Consider the following 23,566-nt stretch of genomic DNA (forward strand, 5'->3'; position numbering starts at 1 on the left):
GAACGGAATCGTTAACGCCGCTGTTACCCCGGATCGGGTACCAACAACGGCATGCGGGTGCTGGTGGTGGAGGACGAACGCGACCTCGCCGATCTCGTGGCGACGGGGCTGCGCCGCCACGCGATGGCCGTCGACGTGGTGTACGACGGAGCCGCCGCGGCCGAACGGCTGGCGGTGCACGACTACGACGTCCTCGTGCTCGACCGGGACCTGCCGGAGATGCACGGCGACGAGGTGTGTCGCGAGCTGGTCGCGCGGGGGAGCCGCACGCGGATCCTGATGATGACGGCCGCGGCGTCGGTGCCGGAGCGGGTCGAGGGCCTCGGCATGGGGGCCGACGACTACCTGCCCAAGCCGTTCGACTACGCCGAGCTGGTCGCGCGCGTGCAGGCGCTGGGACGGCGCAGCAGGTCGCCGGTCCCGCCCGTGCTGAGCCGGCACGGCATCGTGCTGGACGCCCACCGGGTGCAGGCCTCGCGGGACGGCCGCCATCTGCGCCTGTCGCTCAAGGAGTTCGCCGTCCTTGAGGTGCTGATGAGGGCCGACGGCGCGGTCGTGAGCTCCGAACGGCTGCTCGAGGAGGCGTGGGACGAGAACGCCGACCCCTTCACCACCGTCGTGCGGGTCGTGGTCAGCCGCCTGCGCGCCAAGCTGGGCGACCCGCCGTGCATCCAGACGGTCCCCGGCGCCGGATACCTGCTGTGACCGCGCGCCGGCCCTCCGCCGCGGCGACGGACAGGCCGTACGCGAGGGTGACGAACGGGGCGGATGCCGTGACCCCGGTCAGGTCGCCGGCCGCGGCGACGGTGCGGGTGCGGCTCACGCTGATCTACTCGGGGCTGTTCCTGCTCACCTCGGTGGTGCTGCTGGTCACGGTCAACGTGCTGGTGAGCCAGGCGCTGCGGTCACACATCGCGCGGCTCCCCGTGGCGCCGGGCGCGCCGCCGGCGCCGGGCGGGCCGGTGGCGCGCCTGGTGCCGCAGGGACCGCCGGACCCGATCCCCGGGCTGGTGGAGGACGTGGTCGGCTACCAGTGGGAGATGGCCACGCTCTTGGCCGGCGCGCTGGCGCTGGTGTCGGTCATCGTCGGGTGGCTGGTCGCCGGGCGCGTCCTGCGGCCCGTCCACAGGATCACCGCCACCGCCCGCCGGCTGTCGGCGTCGAACCTGCACGAACGCATCGCGCTCACCGGGCCGAAGGACGAGCTGAAGGAGCTGGCCGACACCTTCGACGCGATGCTCGACCGGCTCGAACGCTCCGTCGAGGCGCAGCGCCGGTTCATCGCCAACGCCTCCCACGAGCTGCGGACCCCGCTGGCCGTCCAGCGGGCGGCGATCGAGATCGGCCTGCCCGAGGACGTCGGCGAGATCCGCGACACCCTCCTGCTCCACAACCGCCGCTCCGAGAACCTCATCGACGCCCTGCTGGTGCTCGCCCAGGCGGAACACGGCCTGGACGGCGCCGGGCCGGTCGCCCTGGACGAGGTGACGCGGCTGATCGCGGCCGAGGCCGGCACCGGCGAGGTGAGCGTCACGGCGCACGTGGAGCCGCTGGTCGTCGACGGGGACCCGGTGCTGCTGACCCGGCTGGTCACCAATCTGGTCGACAACGCCGTCCGCTACAACCACCCCGGCGGAACGGTCGCGATCACGCTCTCCCGAGGAGTCCTCACCGTCCGCAACACCGGCCCCGAGGTGCCGCCGGAACGTCTCGGCGACCTCTTCGCGCCCTTCCGGCGCCTGCACACGACCCGCGAACAGGGCAGCGGCCTCGGCCTGTCGATCGTCGCCTCGATCGCCAAGGCGCACGGCGCCGCCGTCCGCGCCACCCCCAACCCGGACGGCGGCCTGGAACTGTCGATCTCCTTCCCGCCGGGCGGGGCCGTCACGACGGCAGGGGAGGCGGCCGGCCTCAGGCGGTGATGCGCATGAGGGAGACGCGGTCGTCCTCAGCCGGTGATGCGCATGAGGGAGATGCGGTCGGCCTCGACGGTGAAGGCGAAGTCAGAGGGGCCGTTGAAGCCGTCGCCGCCGACCATGGCCGACACGACCACCGTGTCGCCGTTCTGGCGCACGCCCGTGACGGTCAGGCTCACCCGGACGCCGATGAACTCCTTGTCGCTCCAGCCGCGGATGGCCGCGGGGCCGCGGAACACCCGCCCCCAGTCGTCGACGGCGCCGTCCTCGGCGAAGGAGCCGAGGAAGTCCTCGATGTCGCCGGCGTTGGCGGCGTCCACCGCCCGCAGGACGGCGGGCGGAAGGGTGAAGGGCGTCATGGTCGTGCCTCCATGGTGCAAGATCGGTCCACGACGTTACTCCCCGTCACCGGCCCGCCCGACGCCCGCGGGCCGCAGCCGGACCGCGAGGCGGCGCACGTCGATCTGGACCCGCTCGCGGATCGGGCGCGGCGTGGCCGGGGTCAGACGGGAAGCCACTGCGTGGAGGTGGTGACCTCGGCGAGGACGTCCGGCAGCGGGTCCACGCCCAGGCCGGGCCCGGTGGGGACGGCCAGGTGGCCGCCGTCCAGGACGAACGGCTCGGTGACGTCGGTGGCGTAGTAGCGGCGGGAGCCGGAGGTGTCGCCGGGCAGCGTGAAGCCCGGCAGCGCGGCCAGCGCGAGGTTGGCCGCCCGGCCGAGGCCCGTCTCCAGCATGCCGCCGCACCACACCGCGACGCCGTTCGCCCGGCACAGGTCGTGGATGCGGCGGGCCTCCAGATAGCCGCCCACCCGCCCCGGCTTGACGTTGATGATCGAGCACGCGCCGAGCGAGATGGCGGCGGCGGCGTCGCGCGCCGACTCGATCGACTCGTCCAGGCAGACCGGCGTGCGCAGCCGCCGGGCCAGGGCCGCGTGCTGCACCAGGTCGTCCTCGGGCAGCGGCTGCTCGACCAGCAGCAGGCCGAACTCGTCCAGCCGGGCCAAGTGCGGGGCGTCGGCCAGGGTGTAGGCGGCGTTGGCGTCCACCTGGAGCAGCAGGTCGTCCCCGAACCGCTCGCGCACCGCCCGTACCGGTTCCACGTCCCAGCCGGGCTCGATCTTGAGCTTCACGCGCACATAGCCCTCGTCCACGTACCCGGCCACCGCGTCGAGCAGCCGGGGGACCGAGTCCATGATGCCGACGGATACCCCGCACGGCACCCGGTCGCGGGCGGCGCCGAGGAAGTCGGCGAACGAGGTGCCCGTGGCACGCAGCTCGGCGTCCAGCACGGCCGTCAGCAGGGCGGCCTTGGCCATGCGGTGGCCTTTGAACGGCGCCAGCGCCCGCTCGGCGGCGTGGGCGCCGGCGCCGGGCAGCGCGGCGAGCGCGGGCACCAGGAAGCGCCGCAGGACCTCGGCGGCCCCGTCGACGTACTCGGAGGAGTAGAGCGGATCGGACATCGCCACGCACTCGCCCCACCCCTCGCCCTCAGGAGTGACCACCCTGACCAGCAGCACGTCACGCTCGGTCTCGGTGCCGAACGACGTGCGGAACGGCGCGACCAGCGGCATCGCCACCCTGCGCAGCTCCACTCCAGTGATCTTCACGTCCGCTCCCCCACGTCCACACACCCCTGCGCGACGGCGCCGCGGCACGTCACGATCGTTCCACGACGACGCCGCGGCTTCGGCGACCGGTTGCACGACGGCGCCGCGCGCCTCACGATCGTTCCACGATGTAGTGGCCCCCGGCGGTGAACCCGGTCACCTGGGCGCCGTCCTCCAGCAGCCCGCCGAGCACGTCGCGGACGGCGTGCCGCCATGCCCTGGCCGTCGCCGGGTCGCGGGGCCGGAGCGTCTCGATGTCCCTCGGCGTGCCCACCAGCAGCGTCCGGCCGTCCGTGGAGCCCCGCGCCGGGCGGCCGTCCTCCTCCGCCAGCGCCACCACCGCGCCGCCGGGCACGGCCACCGGCCGCGCCGCGCCCGAGCAGGCGGCCTCGACGCGCGGATCGTCCAGCGGCCACACCGCGAGCAGTCGATCGGACTCGTCGCCGGCGTTGATGGCGTCCCCCATGGCCCCGTAGAAGGACTCCAGGTAGCGCTCCGGGCGGGCGCCGAGCTTGGTGAGGTTGAAGTGCGCGTTGCGGCGCACCAGCGGGTCGTAGGTCCAGGAGATCACGCCGAGGCCGCGCGTCAGGCCCCAGGCCCGCTGGTGGAGCTTGAGGGCGAACCCGATGCCCCGGCTGCGGGCGCAGCCGGTGACGTGGGAGTGCAGGGCCCGGCCGGAGGGGGCCGCGAAGAAGCCGACGCTCGCGCCCACCAGCCCGCCGTCCGCGAACGCACCGCTCACGTAGTTGCCGCTGTGGGCGAAGGCGATCAGCAGCTCGACGTTGATCGGGGCGTGGCCGGGCTCGGTCTCCCAGATGCCGTCGTACAGCTCGACGACCTGCTCGAACTCGGCGATCTCCCGCAGTTCGCGCACCTGGACGCCCGCCCGCCGGGCCGCCGTCTCGAACCGGCCGGTGGCCGCGTCGCCCCGCCCGGAGGAGGAGTCTGCGGGCTTCCCGGCCTGGTTCACCGGCTGTGCTCGGAGGCGCCGGCCGCCACCGGCCCGCGCTGCGGCACGGGCGCGCCCGGCGCGCGCGCCTCGCCGGCCGCCGCCGGCACGCCGGGAGCGTGCTCCGCCGGGCGGCCGAGCTCGGCGCGGAACAGGCGCATGACGTTGCCGCCGAGGATCTTGCGAATGTCCTGCTCGGCCACCCCGCGCCGGAGCAGCTCCCGCGTGACCAGCGGCATGCCCCGCGGCCCGTCCAGGCCGGGGATGGTCGCCATGGTGTCCAGCCCCGTCGTGCTGTACGACTCGCAGGGCGGGGTCACGTCCAGCAGCACCTCGCGCATGAAGTCGGGGCCGAGGCCGACGTGGTCGACGCCGGCGACGTCCGCGATGTGCAGGATGTGATCGGCGAGGCGTTCGATCGTGTACCCCTCCGGCCGGTCCGACAGGAACGCGGCCAGGAAGTTGACGCAGACCACCCCGCCGCCCGCGGCGACCGCGCGCAGCTGCTCGTCGGTCAGGTTGCGGTGGTGGTCGCGCAGCACGCGGGCGGAGGAGTGCGTCGCGATCACCGGGCGGGTGGCGATCTCCAGGACGTGCGCCACGCCGGACGCGCCCAGGTGCGAGACGTCGAACACCATGCCCAGCCGTTCCATCTCGCGCAGCACCGCGACGCCGTGGCTGGTCAGGCGGCTCTCGGTGTCGTCCTCGCCGCTGCCGTCGGCGAGCGGCGTGCGTCCCCAGTGGGCGATGGACGCCACCCGGACGCCGAGGCGGTGCAGAGTGGGCAGCAGCTCCACGCTGGCGTCCAGGCCGGGCATGCTCTCCAGGGCGATGACCAGGGCGATCTTGCCTTCGGCGAGCGCCTGGTCGATCTCGCTCCCGTCGAGGCAGACGCGCACCTCGTCGCCGTTGCCCTCGGCCAGGACGTGGGCGCACTCGATCATGCGCAGGGTCTGCCGGAGCGCGCCCTCGGGGCGGAAGTGCACGTCGATGAAGGCCGGCAGCACCTGCACGTCCACGCCGCCCTCGCGAAGCTGCGGCAGCCACTGCTCGCGGAAGAACGACGCCCACGTCTCCGGGGGCCGCGCGGAGACGGTCATCAGCAGGTCGTTGTGGGTGTCCGCCACGATGGCGTCCCGATGCAGGTCTGCGTACACGTGGATCCTCCCCGGCGCCGGCGCCGCTCCCTCGCGCTCCTCGCTCCGACGGTATACGCACGCCGGTACCACCGGTGTTCAGGGGCCGGACGAGGAGATGACCTGGGCCGGGAGGGACGGCGCCGGCCGGACGAACCTCCCCGGAGTCGCGGCCGGCCGGCGGCGACCTCCCGGGCGGCGTTCGACGCCTTCCCGGATCCGCGGACGGGACCCGGCGAGGGTCACCCGAAGCGGTACGCCTCGCGGCGCGGCGCGCGGGTGATGCGGCGGTACACGGTGGTCGGCCGCGGCCAGTTGTTGGTCACCCGGCCCGCGTCGTTCTTGTACCAGCTGTGGCAGCTCGCCTGCCACACCGTGCGCTCCATGGCGGTGTCGAGCGCCCGGCGCCAGGCGTCCATGGCGGCCTGCCGGACCTCCATCGGGCCGTGCGCCCGCAGCAGCGTCAGGCAGCCCATGATGTACCGGACCTGCGACTCGATCATGAGGATGATCGAGTTGTGGCCGAGGTTGGTGTTCGGCCCGTACAGCAGGAACAGGTTGGGGAAGCGCGGCATGGCGATGCCCAGGTACGCCTCCGCGCCGCCCTTCCACGTCTCGGCCAGCCGGTGGCCGTCCCGTCCGGTGATCTCGATCGGGGCCAGGAAGTCGGTCGCGTGGAACCCGGTGGCGAAGATCAGCGTGTCGGCCTCGCGCACCCGGCCGCCGGCCGTCTCGACGCCGGCAGGGACGACCCGGGTGATCGGGTCGGTGACCAGGTCCACATTGGCGCGGGTCAGCGCCGGGTAGAAGTCGTTGTCGATGACGATGCGCTTGCAGCCGATGGGATAGCCGGGCGTCAGCTTGGCCCGCAACTCCGGGTCCTTCACCTGCCGCTGGAGGTGCTCCTGCGCCCGCCGGGTGACCAGGTTCCTGCTCCAGCCGTCCACCAGCGCCGGGAAGATGACGGTCTCCACGAACCGGAAGACCCGCTCGCGCTCGGCGCGCTGCAGCAACGGCACATGCTGGAAGGCCAGCCGCTCGCGCTCGCCGTACACTCCGCCGGCCTTGGGGATCACCCAGTTCGGCGTGCGCTGGTACACGTCCAGGTGGCCGGCGACGGGCGCGATGCGCGGGATGAACTGCGCCGCCGAGGAGCCGTTGCCGATGACGGCGACACGGCGCCCGGCCAGGTCGTGCCCGTGGTCCCAGCGGGCCGAGTGGAAGCTCGTCCCCTCGAAGGTCTCCACGCCGGGTATGCCGGGCAGGCGCGGGCGGTTCAGCTGGCCCACCCCCGAGACGACCACGTCGAACGCCCGCCGCTCGCCGTCGGTCGTCGTCACCCGCCACAGGTTCGCCCGCTCGTCGTACTCCGCGGCCGTGACCTCGGTGTTCAGCCGGAGGTGCGGGCGCAGGCCGTACTTGTCGGCGCAGTGCTCCAGGTAGGCCAGCAGCTCCGGCTGGGCCGGGTAGCGCCCCGACCAGCCCCGGTGCGGCTCGAAGGAGTAGGAGTACAGGTGGGAGGGCACGTCACAGGCCGCCCCCGGGTAGGTGTTGTCGCGCCACGTGCCGCCCAGGCCGTCCGCCTTCTCGAACACCGTGAAGGTGGTGATCCCCGCCTTCCGGAGCCGGATCGCCATGCACAGCCCGCCGAAGCCGGCGCCGATGATCGCTACCGTTGGTGCCATTCGCCAGCCCTCCGGGTGTCAGGACGTACTTACGGTAGATCGTGCCGGTAGTCTGCGCACGTGTCCCCGACAGCGTTGTCCGCGATCATCGCGGAACTTGAATCGACGTATGACCCCGCTTGGGCGGAGCCCTGGGACGCTGTGGGCCTGGTTTGCGGAGACCCCGCCCAACCTGTACGGAAGATCATGTTCGCCGTGGACCCGGTGGCGAGCGTCGCCGACGAGGCGGTGTCCTGGGGCGCCGACCTCGTCGTCACCCACCATCCGCTGTTCCTGCGCGGCACGACGACCGTGGCCGCCGACACCGCCAAAGGCGCGCTGGTCCATCGGCTGATAAAGAACGACATCGCCCTGCACACCGCCCACACCAACGCCGACGTGGCCGACCCCGGCGTCTCCGACGCCCTGGCCAGGGCCGTCGGGCTCACCGGGGCGCTGCGCCCGCTCCAGCCCTCCTCCGGCGACCCGGCCCGCGGCCTCGGGCGCGTCGGCCACCTGGCGGCGCCCACGACCCTCGGCGACTTCGCCGCCCGGGCCGCGCGGGGCCTGCCGCGCACCGCCTGGGGCCTGCGCGTCGCCGGCGACCCGTCCCGCCCGGTGCGCACGGTCGCCGTCAGCGGCGGCGCGGGCGACTCCCTGCTCGGCACGGCCGCCGCCGCGGGCGTCGACGTCTTCCTCACCGCCGATCTGCGGCACCATCCGGCCGGCGAGTTCATGGAGTCCGGGGGGTTCGCGGGCGGCCCGGCCCTGATCGACGCGGCCCACTGGGCGACCGAATGGCCCTGGCTGGGGCAGGCGGCCGGCATTCTCACGTCCGGGTTGGCCGCCAAGGGGATTAATGTGGAGACGCGCGTTTCCGCGACGGTGACGGACGCCTGGACGACAACAGCACAGTGCGAGGATTAAGTGAAAGCTGCCCCTGAAGCACAGAAGCGCCTGCTCGAGCTCGCCGAGCTCGACGCCGTCCTGGACAGGCTGGCCCATCGCCGCCGCACGCTTCCCGAGCTGGCCGAGATCGACGAGCGCGCCGCCAAGCTCGCCCGGCTCGCCACCGAGGTGATCGGCGCCGAGACCCGCGCGGGTGACCTCGCCCGCGAGCAGACCAAGGCCGAGTCCGACGTGGACGCCGTCCGGGTGCGCTCCGAGCGCGACCAGAAGCGCCTGGACTCCGGGCAGGTCTCCTCGCCCAAGGACCTGTCCAACCTGCAGTCCGAGATCGCCTCGCTGCACCGCCGCCAGGGCGACCTGGAGGACGTCGTCCTTGAGATCATGGAGCGCCGGGAGGCCGCGGAGGCCGACGTCGCCCGCCTGTCCGCCGAGCGCACCGAGATCGGCGCGGGCCTGACCACGCTGGAGGAGAAGCGCGACATCGCCCTCGCCGAGCTGGACAAGGAGAGCGGGGAGGCCAAGGGACGGCGCGGAGGCATCACCGCCGACATCCCCGCCGACCTGCTCGCCCTGTACGAGAAGCTGCGCGGGCAGTACGGCGTCGGCGCCGCCATGCTGCACGGCGGGCGCTGCCAGGGCTGCAAGGTGTCGCTCTCGATCGCCGACCTCAACCGCATCAGGGCCGCCGCCCACGACGAGGTCGTCCGCTGCGAGGAGTGCCGCAGGATCCTGGTGCGCACGCCCGAGTCCGGCCTGTGAACCTCGTCGTCGAGGCCGACGGCGGCTCCCGCGGCAACCCCGGCCCCGCCGGGTACGGCGCGGTCGTCAAGGACACCGACGGCCAGGTGCTGGCCGAGGCCGCCGACGCCCTCGGCGTCGCCACCAACAACGTCGCCGAGTACCAGGGCCTGATCGCCGGCCTGCGGTCGGCCCTCGCGCTCGGCGGCGAGGGCGCCGCGGTCGAGGTCCGCATGGACTCCAAGCTGGTCATCGAGCAGATGGCCGGCCGGTGGAAGATCAAGCACGAGGGCCTGCGGCCGCTCGCCCGCGAGGCCGCCGCGCTGGCCGGCCGCCTGCGGGTCAGCTGGAAGTGGATCCCCCGCGAGCGCAACCGCGACGCCGACCGGCTGGCCAACGAGGCCATGGACGCCGCCGCCCAAGGCGACCGCTGGCGTCCCGGCTCCCGCACGGCGCCCCCGTCGAGCCCCCAGCCCGCGACCCCGCCCGGTTCGAGCCCCACAGCACCGCCGAACCTCGCGGCCACGGCCCCGCCCGAGCCCACGGCCGCGTCGAGTCCCGGAACCACCACATCGCCCGGCGCGGGCGCCGTGCCGTCGAACCTCCAGACCGACCTCCAGGCCGCTCTGCACCCCGCGGCGTCGTCCGGCGTGCGGGCGACGGCATCCTCGGACGGCACGGGCAGCGGATGGATGGGCCCGGCGCGCACCGCCACGACCTTCCTGCTGCTGCGGCACGGCGAGACGCCGTTCTCCGTCGAACGCCGCTTCTCCGGCACCGGCGACCCCGAGCTGACCCCCAAGGGCGTCGCCCAGGCCGAGGCCGCCGCCGCCCGGCTGTCCCGTCCGCCGTACGAGATCGACGTGATCGTCAGCTCTCCGCTCCGGCGCGCCCAGGGCACCGCCGAGATCGTCGCCGCGCGCGCCGGCCTGAAGGTCGCCGTCGACCAGGGGCTGCGCGAGGTCGACTTCGGCGCCTGGGAGGGGCACACCTTCACCGAGATCCAGCGCCGCTGGCCCGCCGAGCTCGAGGCATGGCTCGCCGACCCGTCGGTGGCACCGCCCGGCGGCGAGAGCTTCGACCAGGCGGCGGCACGCGTCCAGGCCGCCAAGGAACGCCTGCTGCTCGACCACAAGGGCAAGAAGGTCCTGGTCGTGTCGCACGTGACGCCCATCAAGCTGCTGCTGCGCTTCGCGCTGCTCGCGCCCTCCGCCGCGCTGTACCGCATGCACCTCGACGTCGCGTCCCTGTCCACCGTCGACTACTTCCCCGACGGCCCCGAGCTGGTCAGGTCCCTCAACGACACCGCCCACCTCCGCTGACCCCGCACTCCTGACGCGCTTCGCCGCCTGACGGCGTCGTCCCGGCATGCCGCGATGACTCGGAGGAGTGGACGATCACCGCGGCGCCCGTCCCATATGGCCTGGTCGTGCTTGTCACCGGGTTAGCGGCGACTTGTGATCCGATAGAGTGGGACGACAGCGGACGAGTCGGCCGGGCGACCGCGTCGGGGCTCTCGAGCCCCGCCGAGGAAGGTCCGGGCTCCACAGGGCAAGGTGGTCGGTAACGCCGACCCGGGGTGACCCGCGGGACAGTGCCACAGAAAACAGACCGCCTCCCCTTCGCGGGAGGTAAGGGTGAAACGGTGGTGTAAGAGACCACCAGCGCCCACGGTGACGTGGGCGGCTAGGTAAACCCCACCTGGAGCAAGGTCAAGAAGGAGTCTCCTCGGAGACCCCGCGCGCGGCGTTCGAGGGTGACCCGCCCGAGTCGCGCGGGTAGACCGCTTGAGGCCACCGGCAACGGCGGCCCTAGATGGATGGTCGCCCCTTTGCGCCAGCAAAGGACAAAACCCGGCCTACAGGCCGACTCGCCCGCTGTCACCCCCCTGGCCAGCATGTTTCCACACTCCAGCAAGATCAGGGCATTCTCAGGGAGCCATCCCGGCTGGCGGGGGAGTCGTCTGTTTGGACGCCCTCTCGTTCGTTATGTGGATGAGCGGGGATGAGGCCGTGCGGCTCTCGGGCCGGTTCGACGACTCACACGTCGTCAGGGCCGAAGGGTGGGAAATAGGGCTCGTTGAGGCGGATGACCCGAAGGTAGGGGGTCCGCGCGGCGGCGATATCGACGTCGGCCTCCGCGTACAGAACGAGCTCGGCGAGGTGATCGAGGGGTGGCAACGACCCGAAGTCGCCATGCGCCAGAGCGAGAGATCTCAGGCCCACGATGTCCTGCAGGCCCGACAAGTCCTCTACGTCTACATTCGACAAGATGAGTCGGCGAACGGAGGTTCCGCTCAACTGCTTCAGATCCACGTTGGCGGGGCCGCCCAACTGGAGCAGCTGCCACGACCGGCCCGTCAAAGGTCCCAGATCCATGCCATTCTCGTCCCACAGCAGCGCCTGCGTCACGGCCGACAGAAACCTGACGGGCTCGAACGTCCCCACCCAATAGAAGTCGGTGGTGAGGCGGCGTCGACGCAGGATCGGAGCCGCGGGCGGGGGCGTGAGGGTGTCGGAGCCGCACAACACCCGCCGCCACACCGGAAAGAGATTGATCCAGAACTCTTCCCAGAGGTCGTCCGTGACGAACGCGCTCTCGCTACCGGTCATCGGTGCCTTCCTTGTCCCACCGCATCATCAGACGGTGCCGGCTTCCCCCTGGGCTTGCCCCTCCTACCGTGGAGACTTGACCTGAGAAGGGTTAGGCGTGAGAGATCAGACGCAGGTGGATCGGCTCATCATGACAGGCGTCATCCGCGGCATCCAGTGCGAGCGGTATGAGCGGTGAGGTCGGCGCGGATCAAGCCTCGTTGGCTGTGTTCCTGCATGGTCGTTAGCTGATCCTCTGCACGGTGGCACCCCGTCGGATGGCGCGGGGGATCTCGGCGACGGAGTCCACGATGTCGATCAGGTGGGCGATGCTCCCGGCTGGAGCAGTGGAGCTGACGTCGACGGTGTAGGTGATCCCGGTTGACCGCCAGCTCTCGATATCGAAGCCGCCGGCAGCGGAAACGCGCACTCCCAGGAGTTCGATTCCCAGTGCGGCGGCCTCCCGGTAAAGGTCGTTGAGGACGCATCCCGCCGCCGCGAGGTGAAGGAGATGTCCTCCGGTGAAATCCGCCCTGACGCTCACGCCCTCGGGCGTCCATCGATGAGGGAAATGCACCGCGTGCTCGTCCGTCACCTTCAGCGATCCTGCACTCACGATCACGTTGAAACGATCATCCATGATTCGGCTCCCGGCACCTCAGGCGTACGGACGTGACGACAAGAGTCGTCCTACACGTCGCAACCGCCGACCGGCAACACAGCACTCCCTCACACGGGAACACCCGCCCATGCCGCGGGTCGCACACCCGGCACGCCTACTGGTTGATCATGTCAACCATCAACCGATGCTGCAGTGTTGCACCACTCCCGTACGTTGCTGACCATAGATGACCGCTTTGCCATGCCTTGCCATAGAACTTCTTACTGTGTCTAGCGTGGAAAACCTGTTAGGCGAGTTCCTGCGTGCCCGACGGCAGGCGACAACCGTCGAACGGGCGGGGCTACTGCGAGGCGCGGGCAGCCGCCGCACGCCAGGGTTGCGCCGCGACGAGGTCGCAGTGCTGGCAGGAGTCAGCATCGACTACTACACGCGACTTGAGCAGGGAAGGGAACGCAGCCCCTCCGACGCTGTACTAGACGCCTTGGCCGGAGTCTTCGGCCTTGACTACGAGGCCACAGGACACCTGCACGAGCTTGCCCGTTCTGCGCGAGGAGGCTTCAGGCGTACGCATGTGGCCGACCATGCCTGCCCGTCCGTTCTCCGCCTCGTGAACAACTGGGAGCATGCCCTGGCGTTTGTGGTAAGCCGCCGGTTGGACATCCTCGTCCAAAACGCCGAGACCGCAGCATTTCTTGAGGGTTTGTCCCATAGTGACAACTTGCTTCGACTGACCTTCCTCAACCCGGCGTCACGCGAATTCTTCCTCGACTGGGAACAGGAGGCACGGTTCAAGGTCGCCCATATGCGCGCTGCAGTCGGTGCAGACCTGGACGACCCATCGGTTCTCGCCCTGGTGGAGGAGCTGTCGCTCGCAAGCGAGGATTTTCGCCGAATGTGGGAAAGCCATGACATACAGGTCAAAGCGCACGAGACAGGGCGCTACCACCATCGTCGCGTCGGCGATCTGACTCTCTGGCATGCGACGTTCGCCATCGACGGTGTCCCCGGCCAGCGACTCTTTGTCGCACATGCCGAGCCCGGCACCCCATCCGACGACGCCATGGCCAGGTTGTCCGCCGGCCGGCGCGCCTATCGGGACTCATGAAAGAACCCGGCCTACAGGCCGGCTCGTTCGCTGTCGTGTGCTTCGCTCAGAGTCTGGGACGGGGCAGGGGAGGGGGCCGGCCGGCTCGTTGGGCGGGCGGCCGGCCCGGTTCGGGTCAGGCGGGGATCTGCTTCTCGTTCCAGGTGTAGTAGATGTAGGTGCTGCCGGGCCCGGTCATCGTGCCGTAGATCTGCCAGAAGGTGTTGGCGCCGGGAGAGAAGTGGAGGATTTTGTCTCCGGGCCGGTCGTCCAGGAACACGCTGGTGGACCCGTCGGCGGCCCGGATGTGCGCCTCGATCGTGAAGGTCGAGGTGTCCGGGATGTCGAGGCAGATCTCGTAGGTGTAGGCCGTCGGACCGGTGATGTTGTAGATACGGCCGTCCACGGCTCCCCGTTGGATGTTGGTGGGGATGTAGGTGTTCAGGACCCGGGTGTAGCCGCCCGTGGAGCAGTCGACCGCGGGGGCGGCCGCGGACGCGGGGCTGACGCCGGCGAGCATGGCGCCGAGGACGCCGGTGGTGACGGCGAGAACAGAGATGGTGCGCTTCATGCCTCTCCTCATCCGTGCAGTGACCCTCGACCAGATAGTTGAAGGCTGAACTGATTCTGGCCCCGGTTGCCGTATCTGGACAAGTGGGGGCAGAGATTGTGCATTTTCGAGTCAGGCGGGCAGCGGGGTCCCCGTAGACCCCTGGAACAGCCGACACCGGATCAGAGATTTCTCTGACCAGGTTCTTCGCGGTCGGGTGCGGGGGCGTCTCCGCCTCTCAGAGAGGGGCCGGCGAGGTCGAGGGGCCGGTGTCCGGGGGTGGGAGGTCGCGCAGGCGGGGTTTCTGGATCTTTCCTGAGGCGGTCTTCGGGAGGTCGTCGGTGAGGTCGAAATAGCGGGGGATCTTGTACTTGGCCAGGCGGGGGCGGAGGAAGGCGCGCAGTTCGTCGGGGGTGACGCTCGCGCCGGGGCGCAGGACCACGAACGCGCGGCCGACCTCGCCCCATTCGGCGTCGGGTACGCCGAGTACGGCGGTCTCGGCGATGGCGGGATGCTCGAAGAGCGCCGCCTCGACCTCGGCCGGGTAGACGTTCTCCCCGCCTGAGATGTACATGTCCTTGAGCCGGTCCATGACGTACAGGTGGCCGTCCTCGTCGAGCACGGCGACGTCGCCGGAGCGGAACCAGTCGCCGTCGGCGAACGCCGCCGTGGTCGCCTCCGGGTCGCGCCAGTAGCCGGGCGTCACGTTCGGTCCCTGGATGAGCACCTCGCCCGGCTGTCCCGCCGACGCGTCCGTACCGTCGGGCCGGACGACCCGCACGTTGGCGAAGAACACCGGCACCCCCGCCGAGCCGACTTTGCGCACGCTCTGGTCGGCCTCGAGGAAGGTGGCGCCGGGAGCGGTCTCGGTGAGCCCGTATCCCTGGCAGAACACCAGCCCCCGTTCCTGGTAGGTGCGGATCAGCGCGGCGGGGACCGCCGCGCCCCCGGCCATGAGGTGGCGCAGCGACGACAGGTCCGCGCCGGTCCACCGGGGCGAGCGGGCGAACGCGGCGAACATCGTGGTGACCCCGAACATCCAGGTGACACCGTGCTTCTCCATGAGGTCGTAACACTCCTCCACGTCCCACGACGGCGTGATGACCGAGCGGCCGCCCTTGAGGAAGGTCGGCAGCAGGGTCTGGTCCAGGGCGGCGACGTGGAAGAGCGGCGCGCTGATCAGCGTCACCTCCTCGCTCGTGACGTCGACGCCGGACAGGAGGTTGAAACAGTTCCACACGAGGTTGCCGTGGGTGAGCATCGCCCCTTTGGGACGCCCGGTCGTGCCCGAGGTGTAGAGGATGAGCGCCGTGTCCTCCAGCCGCACAGGCGTGTCGATCGGAGTGGGCTCCCCCTCCTGGAGCCAGGTCTCGTAATGCCGTTCCCCCGGCCCGGGGGCACCGAGGGCCACGATCAGCCGGAAGGGAGCCGTGGTGCCGGGAAGGGCCCGGACGATCTCGGTGCACTCGGGCGCGTAGACCAGGACCCCGGCGCCCGAGTGGTCCAGCATGTAAGCGATCTCGGGGGCGGCCAGACGGAAGTTCAGCGGCACGAAGATCGCCCCGAGCAGGTGCGAGGCGAACATCGTCTCGACGAGGGCGAGGTGGTTGCGGCCGAGGTAGGCGACCCGATCACCGGCCCGCACCCCCGCGGCGCGGAGCCGTGACGCCAGCCGCGTCGTCCGCTCATGGACCTCGGCGTAGGTGACGGGCCGGTCCGCGAAGACGAACGCGGTCCGGTCCGGGGTCATCAGGGCCCGGCGGGCGGGCCACCCTCCCAGTCCGGCGTTGCGCATCGGTGCTGGACCTCCTGTGGGCCGGGGGAGCGTGGGTCAGGCGTAGTGCCGGTAGATGGCGCGGGCGACGCAGGCGGGCTTGTCCGCGCCTTCGATCTCGACGGTGCAGTCGAGCCCCATCTGCACGCCGTCGCCGGGGACGTCCTCGACCGAGGCGACGGTGGCGCCCAGGCGGATCTTGGCGCCCACCTTGACCGGGCTGGGGAAGCGGACCTTGTCCAGGCCGTAGTTGACGCTCATCTTCACGCCCTGGATGTCGAGCAGCTCGTTGAACAGCGGGATGACCAGGGACAGGGTCAGGTACCCGTGGGCGATGGGGCCGCCGAACGGCCCGCCCTTGGCCCTGTCGGGGTCGACGTGGATCCACTGGTGGTCGTCGGTGGCGTCGGCGAAGGTGTTCACGCGGTCCTGGGTGATCTCCAGCCAGCCGCTGTGGCCGAGATCCCTGCCCGCCAGCGCCTTGATCTCGTCCAGCCCGTTCGCCGTGGTGGTCATCTGTCTGTCGTCCTCTCCTGGGAGCCGAGCCCGAGCAGGCGTACGGCGTTGTCCTTCAGAATCCTCGGGCGGACCTCGGGCTTGATCTCCAGCTTGGCGAAGTCGGCCAGCCAGCGGTCGGGGGTGATCACGGGGTAGTCGGAGCCGAAGAGCACCTTGTCCTTCAGCAGCGTGTTGGCGTACCGCACGAGCTGCGGGGGGAAGTACTTCGGCGACCACCCCGACAGGTCGATGTAGACGTACGGCTTGTGGGTGGCGACGGCCAGCGCCTCGTCCTGCCAGGGGAACGACGGGTGGGCCAGGATGATCCGCAGCTCGGGGAAGTCGACGGCCACGTCGTCCACCAGCATCGGGTTGCCGTACTTGAGCCGGATGCCGCCCCCGCCCGGGACGCCGGCTCCGATGCCGGTCTGCCCGGTGTGGAACAGCGCCGGGACGCCGAGCTCCTCGATCGCCTCGTACAGCGGGTAGGCCACGGGGTCGTTGGGGGCGATGCCCTGGATGCTCGGGTGGAACTTGAACCCGCGCACGCCGTGCTCCGCGACCAGCCGCCGCGCCTCGCGCACGCCCGCCCTGCCCTTCCAGGGGTCGACGCTGGCGAAGGGGATCAGCACGTCGGCGTGCTCGGCGCAGCTCTCCGCGACCTCTTCGTTCGCGATGCGCGGGTGCCCGGTGGCGTGCTCGGCGTCCACGGTGAACACCACCGCGGCCATCTTCCGCTCCCGGTAGTACGCGGCCATCTCCGCGATGGTGGGCTGCCGGTGCCCGTGGGCCTTGAAGTAGTCCGCCGAGGCCCCGAACAGCTCCGGGCTCAGCGAGCCGTGCCCGTCCTTGGAGACCTCCGCGTGGGTGTGCACGTCGATCGCGACCAGTTCGGCGAGGTTCATGACCGTCATGTCAGGCTCCCTGAGCCTCCGCGGCCGGGACCGCGGGCGCGGGGATTCCGTAGGTCTCCGGCTCGGCGCCGACGCCCGACCGCCAGGAGGCCGCGATGGCCTCGGCGGTCCATCCTCCGTCGGCGAACGCGACGGCCTTCTCCGCCGGGTGCGACCACAGCGCGAGGCGGTCGCCGCCGATGCCGATCGCCTGGCCGGTCACGCCGGCGGAGGCGTCCGAGGCGAGGAACACCACCAGGCCCGCCACGTCCTCGACCGTGCCCAGGCCTTCGTCCTTGCGCAGCCACTCGGGCAGTGGCCCGCCGGTGCGCTCCGCCTCCTCGATGATCGGCGCGAACACGGGAATGCTCTTGGTCATCTCGGTGGCCGCCACCGGGACGACCGCGTTCACCGTGATGTGCGCCCGGGCCAGTTCCATCGCCCACGTCCTGGCCATCGCCACGATGCCGGCCTTGGCCGCCGCGTAGTTGGTCTGGCCGAAGTTCCCGCGCTGCCCCGCCGGCGAGGAGATCAGGACCAGCCGGCCGCCGGTCCCCTGTTCGCGCATCCGCACCGCCGCGGCCCGCGCGCAGGTGAACGTGCCGCGCAGGTGCACCTCGACCACCGCGTCGAAGTCGTCGTCCGACATCTTCCACAGGACCCGGTCGCGCAGGATGCCCGCGTTGGTGACCATCACGTCCAGCCGGCCGAACTCCTCGGCGGCGGTGGCGACCAGCCGGTCGGCCACCTCGGCGGATCCGACGGGGGCGACGACGCTCCGTGCCCTGCCGCCGTCGGCGGTGATGGCGTCGACGACCTGTGCGGCCGCTTCGCCGTCCACGTCGTTGACGACCACGGCCGCCCCGGCCGCGGCCAGCGCCTCGGCGTACGCGCGGCCGAGGCCGCGGCCCGCACCGGTGACGACGGCGACCTTGCCGGATAGATCCATGGGACTCCCCCTGAGTTGGGACGGCGAATGGTGCGAATATAAGTCACTTGAATGACGATCGTCAAAAATGTGTTCAGCGTTCTGTCGTGTGGATGTGCCCGTGCACGCGCCGGGTCCATGCCGGACCTCATGGCGGAGCAGAGAACCGGCACGGCCTGCGCTTTCAGCGCATCGAGAAGACGCGGGTCAGGCCAGGACGACCTGCTCCAGCCACCGGCCGACGCGCTCGGTCACCTCGCCGTCGAAGGTGCGCGTGTCGACGTTGTCGGCGTGGATCTCGATCACCGGGAACCCGGCCGCCTCCAGTGCGCGGGCGGTGAAGTAGCTGCCCCGAGGGTCGTCGGACACCAGGTGCACCACGCCGTCGATGCCGTGCAGGCGTGCCTCCTTCACATACCACTCGCTGGACCACGGCGGGGTGTAGAGCTGGTCGGTGAAGGCGGCGAAGCGCGCCGCCAGCGCCCTCATGGGATCCTCGCCATGGCGGATGTACCCGTCGGCGGCGATGGCCAGGTACATCGACCAGACGAACACCGCGCCGTACTCCTCCTCGAAGCGCTGGTAGAAGCCCATGTCGTACCAGAGGCCGCGGCCGATCCACATCAGCCGGGCCCGCTCGCCCGGGCACACGGCATGACCGGCCTCGACCCGGTCGCGCACCTCCTCGTAGAAGCGCCTGGCGATGTCCCGGGCCCACTCGGTGCCGCGGTGCCACTGGGGGAGCATGACGCTGGGGATGCTGTCGACGACGCCGAGCGGGGCGGGCCGGGCGCGGGCGATGAGGTCGCGCGTCTTGCGGTTCCACTCTTCCTGCTCGTTGACCAGCGCCATCACCTCACGGAAACGGGACTGGCGGAATCGCCTGCCGGTGGTGGTCTCCAGGAACCTCACGAGGTTCTCCAGTTCCGCGGTGAGCAGGTCCAGCCTCGCCGGGCCGACGGCCTGCTCCCACCGGTGCGGCATGAGCTCCCACCAGTTGGCGGGGACCTCGTTCTCGGCGGCGCTTTCCAGCGGGTAGAAGGTGACCCCGGGCTCCTGACCCCAGATGTCGAAGATCTTGCGGGTGAGGTCGCCGGAGGCGTCGCCGACGATGATGTCCGGCCTCGGCAGGCCGCCCCACGGGCCGGAGTCCGGTTCCGGATCGAAGGCCGAGCCCAGGGTGACCGAGTTGTACTGCTCGGAGTAGTCGGGATAGCCGCGCTGCCGCACCAGCTCCAGGTAGTGCCCCGAGCGCTGTTTGGCGGCCGCCAGGGACGCCCACCATTGGCCGACCGCGTACGGGATGTCCATCGTGCGGAAGATCTCGTGGGGGACGTCCGCGTTCAGCAGGGCGAACGGCTCGCCGGCGGCGACCCGCCTGCGCAGGTCGGCGAACCATTCGCGCTGGTGCCTGCCCGCCTCGGCCGCCGTCGCGAGGGATTTCACACTGCGCATGGATCGTCCTTCCGCAGGGCCGTCAGGTCGGAACGCCCGTACTCCTGGCGCTCCAGCGAGACCGCGGGGATGCCGGCCGCCGCGCGCTGCGCGGGGAAGTCCCACGCCGGAGCCTCGTCGCCGGCCCTGGAATAGGCGAGGAGCAGCTCGGCCCGGCAGCGGCGTACGGCCGTCGCCACGTGCGCGGCGCGCTCGGCCGCCGTCGCCCTGTGGGCGGTCGGACCGCTGTGGTGGTAGTGCTCGGCCAGGGCGTCGAGGCCGCCACCGCCGACCGGCTCGGCGCGGAGCGGCTCGCCGAAGGAGTGGTCCTCACCGACGATCACATGGCCCTCGGACTCGATGGCCTCGTAGACGTGCGGGGTGTCGTGGTCGCTGCCGCTCAGGAAGACCCGCCGCCCGGCGTGCTCCGCGAGCCGTCCGGCCTCGGCCAGCAGCCGTTCCAGCAGCGCGATGTGCTCCTCCACGGGCAGGGCCGCGCCGGCGACCGCGAGGAACTGCCGCCCCGTCAGCCGGGCGGGCACCGCCCTGCGCAGCTCGGCGGCGGCGGCCAGCAGACGGCGCCGCTCGTTGTGCGCCGCCACCGCCCCGGCCAGGTCGAGGGGGCGGCCGGTCCAGGCTTCGAGCCTGGCGGCGAACTCGCCGATCCGGCGGCGGTTGTAAAGGGCGGTCGTGCGGTGCGGCAGGTGCAGGATGTCCACCAGGTACACCTCGGGCAGCCTTCTGCCCGGCTCCACGCGGGACAGCTCGCGCAGCGCGTAGAACAGCCGCAGGGACGCCTCGCAGTCGCGGGAGACCACCACGCGATCGAGGTCGCCGAAGGCCCCGGCGAGCAGCCGGGCGAGCACCGAGCGGGCGACCGGGTCGACCCCGCGGCCCAGGTACCGGTCTCCGAGCGCGGAATCGGACTCCGGGTCGCCGGTGAGGCGGAACGCGCGGGCGCCGGCGGCGGTCAGCAGTTCGACCGGCATGTCCGCTCCGACGTAGCCGACGACCGGCGCCCCCGCGCCGGTGCGGCCCTCGAAGGGGGCGCCGCGCCGGGCGTACGCCTCCTCCAGCGCGGCGAGCGCTGCGAGCACGTCAGATCACCCCCTTCTCGGCCAGCGTCGTGAGTTCGTCCTCGGAGTAGCCGAGCAGGCCGCCGTAGATCTCGGCGTTGTTCTCGCCGAGGGCGGGCGCCGGCCGGTCGAGCGCCGCCTCGCAGGCGGAGAAGCGGATCGGCACGCCGGTCCCGTACAGGTCCGCGGGGCGGCCGTGGCGCGGATGCTCCAGTGGCACGACCTCCTCGCGCTCGAGGACGAGCGGGTCGCGCACGGCGGCGCCGGGCTCACGGACCTCGGCGGCGGGGACGCCGTGCCGGGCGAGCAGGTCGAGGACCACGGCGAGCGGGCGGTCCGCGGCCCACGAGCCCACCAGCTCGTGCAGCTCGCCGGCGTTGGCCACGCGCGCGTCCCGGGAGGCGAACCGCGGATCCGCGGCCAGATCGTCGCGCTCCATCGCCGCGAACAGGCCGCGGGCGAACGCGTCGGTGGGGCCGCACAGCGCGAACCAGCCGTCCGCGGCCGCGAAGGTGCCGAACGGCGCCAGCCTGGGCACGGTCATTCCCGTGCGCATGGGCAGGCCGAGCTTCTCGTAGGCGTCGAACGGCTCGCACGCGACCATCGAGGTGAGCGCCCCCAGCATGGACACGTCCACGTGCTGGCCCTGGCCGGTCGCGTCGGCCCGCAGGACCGCGGCCAGCGTGCCGATCACCGCGTACAGCGGCGCGACCAGGTCGCCCACCGGCAGCCCGAAGCGGACGGGCGGCTCTCCGGGCGCGCCCGCGGTCATCATCACGCCGCTGAGCGCCTGGACGATGGTGTCCATCGCCTTTCCCGAACCCGGACCGCCCTGGGCGCCGAAACCGCTGATCGACGTGCACACGATGCGCGGGTTGATCGCGCTCGCCCAGTCGTGGCCGATGCCGAGCCGCGCCATGACCCCGGCGCTGTAGTTGTCGATCATGACGTCGGCCGTCCGTACCAGACCGGCCAGGATCTCGCGGGCGTCGGGATGCTTGAGGTTGAGGGTGACGCTCTGCTTGTTGCGGCCGCGCAGGAGCATCGACACCGACATGTCGTCCTCCCCGTGCCGGGCGAGCGCCAGCCCCTCTGCGCCGAGGTAGGGGGCGTTGTTGCGGGAGGTGTCGCCGCCGGTCAGCGGGTTCTCCACCTTGATCACGCGGGCGCCGAGGCCGGCCATCAGCAGGGTCGCGTACGGCCCGGACAGCGCGGTGGTCAGATCGATCACCGTGCGGCCGGCGAGCGGACGGTCAGCCACGCAGCACCACCTCCTCGCCCTCCCAGCGGAACTGCGTCGCAAGGCCCGCCCGCCGCGTGATGTGCTCGATGTAGGACACGACCCGCCGCCCTTCCTCGTCGTCGCCGAGCGGCACCGGCCGGCCCGCGCCGTCGATCCGGCAGGGGATGACGCCGGCCGAGACCAGGCCGTCGCGGTCGAACCGGCAGACCGCGATCGCGGTGTTCCGGCTCTCGGGATGGAAGGGGTAGTACGGCATGTCCGGGTCGGGGGCGAAGCCGTACAGCTCGACTCTGCGGCGCGCCCACGCGGCCCGTTCGCCCTCGTCGCCCGTCGCGGGCGTCAACGCGCGGGTGACGGTCACGAAGTTGCCCAGCCCGTGGTAGATCGGCCTGTCCCGGTACATCTCGACGCCGCGCATGATGTGGGCGTGGTGGGCGAACACGGCGTGCGCGCCGGCGTCGATGACGGCATGGGCGACGGGCCGCTCGTACATCGCCAGGACGGCGGGGGTGTGCCCGACGCCCTTGTGCAGTGACACCAGGACGACATCGACCTCGGCGGCCAGGGCCGCCACCTCCCCGGCCACCCGCTCCAGGCCGGCGGGGTCGGCGAAGGTGTAGACGGCGGGCGGCCCGCCGGGGCTGGCGTGGTCGAGTTCGTAGTGCGTCAGCACCTTGATGTAGGCACAGCCGGGCTTGCGGCTGGTCGCCCAGGACTCGCGCGGGCCGACGCAGTTGTAGCTCAGCACGCCGACGCGCAGCCCGTCGCGCTCCACGACGGCGGGACGACGGGCCTGGTCGAGGGTCATGCCGGCGCCCGCGGTGGTCAGCCCGGCCCCGGTCGCGTGCGTGATCGTGTCGGCCACCCCCTGGTCACCGGCGTCGTAGACGTGGTTGCCCGCGAGCGTCACCACGTGGAAGCCCGCGCCGGCGACCGCGGCCAGCGCGGCGGGGTCGGCGGGCGGAGCGGGGACGTCGGTGCTCACCTGGGCGGTGGACGTGCTGTGGGGCACCTCGATGTGGCCGATCACCACATCGCCCCGGCCGAGCGTCGCCCGGGCCGGGGCGAAGAAGGACGCGGGGTCGGGCTCGTCGACGATGAGGTCGCCGACGGCCATTACCGTGAAGCTCACGTGGTGGTCTCCTCCTCCAGCAGGTGTTCGTCGGAGTCGCGTGCCGCGCGCCCGGAGAAGCGCGACAGAAAGGCCCGCAGGCGGGGCGAGGCGGGGTTGTCGAAGATCTCCTCGGGAGTGCCGTCCTCGACCACCCGGCCCTGTTCCATGAAGACGCACCGGTCGGCCACCTCGCGGGCGAAGCTCATCTCGTGGGTCACGATGATCATGGTCATGCCGCCGCGGGCCAGGTCGAGCATGACGCTCAGCACCTCCTGCACCAACTCGGGATCCAGGGCGCTGGTGGGCTCGTCGAACAGCATGATCCGGGGGTTGGTGACCAGGGCCCTGGCGATGGCGACACGCTGCTGCTGGCCCCCGGACAGCATCCGGGGATGGGCGTCCGCCTTGCCGGCGAGCCCCACCCGCGCGAGCAACCTCAACGCCTCCTCGCGCGCCTCCCCGGTGCTGCGGCGGTGGACCGACACCTGCGCCTCGGTGACGTTGCGCAGCACGTTCCAGTGCGCGAACAGGTTGAACTGCTGGAAGACCATGCCCATGCGGCCGCGCTGGGCGGCCACCCGGCGCTCCGGCAGGGGACGCAGGTGGCCCCGGTGGATCTCGTGGCCGAGCAGCTCTCCGTCGAGGTACATGGCCCCGCCGTCGATGCCCTCCAGTTGGTGGACGCAGCGGAGCAGGGTGGACTTCCCCGACCCGGACGGGCCGATCACCGCGACGACCTCGCCCTCCCGAACCTCCAGGCTCACCCCGTCGAGCACGACCTGGGCGCCGAACCGCTTGCGCACGTCGCAGACGCGCAGGACCGGTGTGTCGCTCACCG

24 protein-coding genes and 1 other RNA gene are annotated in these 23,566 nt (G+C 71.6%); 7 read left to right on the top strand and 18 right to left on the bottom strand.

From position 1 onward, the window contains the following. The first annotated feature begins 51 nt into the window (after nucleotides 1–51). On the top strand, nucleotides 52–705 hold the full coding sequence (locus ABZT47_RS32715; protein ID WP_354850864.1) for a response regulator transcription factor: 654 nt from the start codon (nucleotides 52–54) through the stop codon (nucleotides 703–705). A gap of 68 nt (nucleotides 706–773) precedes the next feature. Then, nucleotides 774–1,922 carry an ATP-binding protein gene (locus ABZT47_RS32720; protein WP_354850867.1) on the top strand — a complete coding sequence of 383 codons (1,149 nt, stop codon included), beginning with the start codon at nucleotides 774–776 and terminating at the stop codon, nucleotides 1,920–1,922. A gap of 26 nt (nucleotides 1,923–1,948) precedes the next feature. Here ABZT47_RS32720 and ABZT47_RS32725 read toward each other — a convergent pair whose 3' ends face one another. The 6 genes from ABZT47_RS32725 to ABZT47_RS32750 form a co-directional block, all read right to left on the bottom strand. Beyond that, on the bottom strand, nucleotides 1,949–2,275 hold the full coding sequence (locus ABZT47_RS32725; protein ID WP_354850870.1) for a nuclear transport factor 2 family protein: 327 nt from the start codon (nucleotides 2,273–2,275) through the stop codon (nucleotides 1,949–1,951). Nucleotides 2,276–2,311: 36 nt separating this feature from the next. Further along, nucleotides 2,312–2,434, bottom strand: a complete 123-nt coding sequence (locus ABZT47_RS32730) for a hypothetical protein (protein WP_354850873.1) — start codon at nucleotides 2,432–2,434, stop codon at nucleotides 2,312–2,314. Further along, nucleotides 2,419–3,525, bottom strand: a complete 1,107-nt coding sequence (gene menC, locus ABZT47_RS32735; RefSeq protein ID WP_354850875.1) for an o-succinylbenzoate synthase — start codon at nucleotides 3,523–3,525, stop codon at nucleotides 2,419–2,421. The genes ABZT47_RS32730 and menC overlap by 16 nt, the downstream gene beginning before the upstream one ends. 112 nt (nucleotides 3,526–3,637) lie before the next feature. Continuing rightward, a complete protein-coding gene (locus ABZT47_RS32740) occupies nucleotides 3,638–4,495 on the bottom strand; it encodes a GNAT family N-acetyltransferase (RefSeq protein ID WP_354850878.1) in 858 nt (285 codons plus the stop codon). Then, nucleotides 4,492–5,631: a dipeptidase gene (locus tag ABZT47_RS32745; RefSeq protein WP_354850881.1), complete on the bottom strand. Its 1,140-nt coding sequence runs from the start codon at nucleotides 5,629–5,631 to the stop codon at nucleotides 4,492–4,494. Before ABZT47_RS32745 ends, ABZT47_RS32740 begins: the two co-directional genes overlap by 4 nt. 221 nt (nucleotides 5,632–5,852) lie before the next feature. Beyond that, entirely contained in the window at nucleotides 5,853–7,295 is a 1,443-nt protein-coding gene (locus tag ABZT47_RS32750) for an NAD(P)/FAD-dependent oxidoreductase (protein WP_354850884.1), read from the bottom strand. A 60-nt stretch (nucleotides 7,296–7,355) separates the two neighbouring features. Here ABZT47_RS32750 and ABZT47_RS32755 point away from each other — a divergent pair, with 60 nt between their 5' ends. From ABZT47_RS32755 to rnpB, 4 genes are all read left to right on the top strand, one after another. Further along, nucleotides 7,356–8,201: a Nif3-like dinuclear metal center hexameric protein gene (locus ABZT47_RS32755; RefSeq protein ID WP_354850887.1), complete on the top strand. Its 846-nt coding sequence runs from the start codon at nucleotides 7,356–7,358 to the stop codon at nucleotides 8,199–8,201. Beyond that, the gene (locus tag ABZT47_RS32760) at nucleotides 8,202–8,942 is read left to right on the top strand and encodes a C4-type zinc ribbon domain-containing protein (RefSeq protein ID WP_354850890.1); all 741 of its coding nucleotides are present in this window, start codon (nucleotides 8,202–8,204) and stop codon (nucleotides 8,940–8,942) included. Continuing rightward, nucleotides 8,939–10,243, top strand: coding sequence for a bifunctional RNase H/acid phosphatase (locus tag ABZT47_RS32765; RefSeq protein ID WP_354850893.1), 1,305 nt, complete (start codon nucleotides 8,939–8,941; stop codon nucleotides 10,241–10,243). The genes ABZT47_RS32760 and ABZT47_RS32765 overlap by 4 nt, the downstream gene beginning before the upstream one ends. Before the next feature lie 164 nt (nucleotides 10,244–10,407). Continuing rightward, nucleotides 10,408–10,798: RNase P RNA component class A (rnpB, locus tag ABZT47_RS32770), an RNA gene on the top strand. Nucleotides 10,799–10,960: 162 nt separating this feature from the next. On the opposite strand, the gene ABZT47_RS32775 is transcribed toward rnpB, so the two are convergent. Further along, a complete protein-coding gene (locus tag ABZT47_RS32775) occupies nucleotides 10,961–11,533 on the bottom strand; it encodes a hypothetical protein (protein WP_354850896.1) in 573 nt (190 codons plus the stop codon). Between the two features lie 223 nt (nucleotides 11,534–11,756). Beyond that, a complete protein-coding gene (locus ABZT47_RS32780) occupies nucleotides 11,757–12,152 on the bottom strand; it encodes a hypothetical protein (RefSeq protein WP_354850898.1) in 396 nt (131 codons plus the stop codon). 256 nt (nucleotides 12,153–12,408) lie between these two features. Between ABZT47_RS32780 and ABZT47_RS32785 the strand changes: the two genes are divergently transcribed. Then, the gene (locus ABZT47_RS32785) at nucleotides 12,409–13,239 is read left to right on the top strand and encodes a helix-turn-helix transcriptional regulator (RefSeq protein WP_354850901.1); all 831 of its coding nucleotides are present in this window, start codon (nucleotides 12,409–12,411) and stop codon (nucleotides 13,237–13,239) included. A 115-nt stretch (nucleotides 13,240–13,354) separates the two neighbouring features. On the opposite strand, the gene ABZT47_RS32790 is transcribed toward ABZT47_RS32785, so the two are convergent. The 10 genes from ABZT47_RS32790 to ABZT47_RS32835 all read right to left on the bottom strand — a co-directional run bounded on the left by ABZT47_RS32790 (nucleotide 13,355) and on the right by ABZT47_RS32835 (nucleotide 23,564). After that, nucleotides 13,355–13,789 (bottom strand): hypothetical protein, encoded by a 435-nt coding sequence (locus tag ABZT47_RS32790; RefSeq protein ID WP_354850903.1) that lies wholly within the window; start codon nucleotides 13,787–13,789, stop codon nucleotides 13,355–13,357. 217 nt (nucleotides 13,790–14,006) lie between these two features. After that, complete coding sequence (locus ABZT47_RS32795) at nucleotides 14,007–15,563, bottom strand: long-chain fatty acid--CoA ligase (RefSeq protein ID WP_354850906.1); 1,557 nt, start codon at nucleotides 15,561–15,563, stop codon at nucleotides 14,007–14,009. Nucleotides 15,564–15,599: 36 nt separating this feature from the next. Beyond that, the gene (locus ABZT47_RS32800) at nucleotides 15,600–16,058 is read right to left on the bottom strand and encodes a MaoC family dehydratase (RefSeq protein ID WP_354850909.1); all 459 of its coding nucleotides are present in this window, start codon (nucleotides 16,056–16,058) and stop codon (nucleotides 15,600–15,602) included. Further along, entirely contained in the window at nucleotides 16,055–16,945 is an 891-nt protein-coding gene (locus tag ABZT47_RS32805; protein WP_354851077.1) for an amidohydrolase family protein, read from the bottom strand. The genes ABZT47_RS32800 and ABZT47_RS32805 overlap by 4 nt, the downstream gene beginning before the upstream one ends. A gap of 10 nt (nucleotides 16,946–16,955) precedes the next feature. Beyond that, nucleotides 16,956–17,882, bottom strand: coding sequence for an SDR family NAD(P)-dependent oxidoreductase (locus ABZT47_RS32810; RefSeq protein WP_354850912.1), 927 nt, complete (start codon nucleotides 17,880–17,882; stop codon nucleotides 16,956–16,958). Nucleotides 17,883–18,068: 186 nt separating this feature from the next. Further along, nucleotides 18,069–19,316, bottom strand: coding sequence for a 2-hydroxyacyl-CoA dehydratase family protein (locus ABZT47_RS32815; protein ID WP_354850915.1), 1,248 nt, complete (start codon nucleotides 19,314–19,316; stop codon nucleotides 18,069–18,071). Next, a complete protein-coding gene (locus ABZT47_RS32820) occupies nucleotides 19,304–20,392 on the bottom strand; it encodes a 2-hydroxyacyl-CoA dehydratase family protein (RefSeq protein WP_354850918.1) in 1,089 nt (362 codons plus the stop codon). The genes ABZT47_RS32815 and ABZT47_RS32820 overlap by 13 nt, the downstream gene beginning before the upstream one ends. Nucleotide 20,393: 1 nt before the next feature. Continuing rightward, complete coding sequence (locus ABZT47_RS32825) at nucleotides 20,394–21,632, bottom strand: CoA transferase (RefSeq protein WP_354850921.1); 1,239 nt, start codon at nucleotides 21,630–21,632, stop codon at nucleotides 20,394–20,396. Continuing rightward, nucleotides 21,625–22,746: a CapA family protein gene (locus ABZT47_RS32830; protein WP_354850924.1), complete on the bottom strand. Its 1,122-nt coding sequence runs from the start codon at nucleotides 22,744–22,746 to the stop codon at nucleotides 21,625–21,627. Before ABZT47_RS32830 ends, ABZT47_RS32825 begins: the two co-directional genes overlap by 8 nt. Continuing rightward, entirely contained in the window at nucleotides 22,743–23,564 is an 822-nt protein-coding gene (locus ABZT47_RS32835; protein ID WP_354850927.1) for an amino acid ABC transporter ATP-binding protein, read from the bottom strand. Before ABZT47_RS32835 ends, ABZT47_RS32830 begins: the two co-directional genes overlap by 4 nt. Nucleotides 23,565–23,566 lie beyond the last annotated feature (2 nt).

It is taken from the genome of Sphaerisporangium sp. NPDC005289 (assembly GCF_040607455.1).
GTDB classification, from domain to species: Bacteria; Actinomycetota; Actinomycetes; order Streptosporangiales; family Streptosporangiaceae; genus Sphaerisporangium; species Sphaerisporangium rhizosphaerae.

Bases quoted from the DNA above. Each gene is read 5' to 3' on its own strand.
- ABZT47_RS32715 (WP_354850864.1), top strand. From the start codon at position 52: ATGCGGGTGCTGGTGGTGGAGGACGAACGCGACCTCGCCGATCTCGTG.
- ABZT47_RS32725 (WP_354850870.1), bottom strand. From the start codon at position 2,275: ATGACGCCCTTCACCCTTCCGCCCGCCGTCCTGCGGGCGGTGGACGCC.
- ABZT47_RS32750 (WP_354850884.1), bottom strand. From the start codon at position 7,295: ATGGCACCAACGGTAGCGATCATCGGCGCCGGCTTCGGCGGGCTGTGC.
- ABZT47_RS32775 (WP_354850896.1), bottom strand. From the start codon at position 11,533: ATGACCGGTAGCGAGAGCGCGTTCGTCACGGACGACCTCTGGGAAGAG.
- ABZT47_RS32780 (WP_354850898.1), bottom strand. From the start codon at position 12,152: ATGGATGATCGTTTCAACGTGATCGTGAGTGCAGGATCGCTGAAGGTG.
- ABZT47_RS32790 (WP_354850903.1), bottom strand. From the start codon at position 13,789: ATGAAGCGCACCATCTCTGTTCTCGCCGTCACCACCGGCGTCCTCGGC.
- ABZT47_RS32795 (WP_354850906.1), bottom strand. From the start codon at position 15,563: ATGCGCAACGCCGGACTGGGAGGGTGGCCCGCCCGCCGGGCCCTGATG.
- ABZT47_RS32800 (WP_354850909.1), bottom strand. From the start codon at position 16,058: ATGACCACCACGGCGAACGGGCTGGACGAGATCAAGGCGCTGGCGGGC.
- ABZT47_RS32805 (WP_354851077.1), bottom strand. From the start codon at position 16,945: ATGAACCTCGCCGAACTGGTCGCGATCGACGTGCACACCCACGCGGAG.
- ABZT47_RS32810 (WP_354850912.1), bottom strand. From the start codon at position 17,882: ATGGATCTATCCGGCAAGGTCGCCGTCGTCACCGGTGCGGGCCGCGGC.
- ABZT47_RS32815 (WP_354850915.1), bottom strand. From the start codon at position 19,316: ATGCGCAGTGTGAAATCCCTCGCGACGGCGGCCGAGGCGGGCAGGCAC.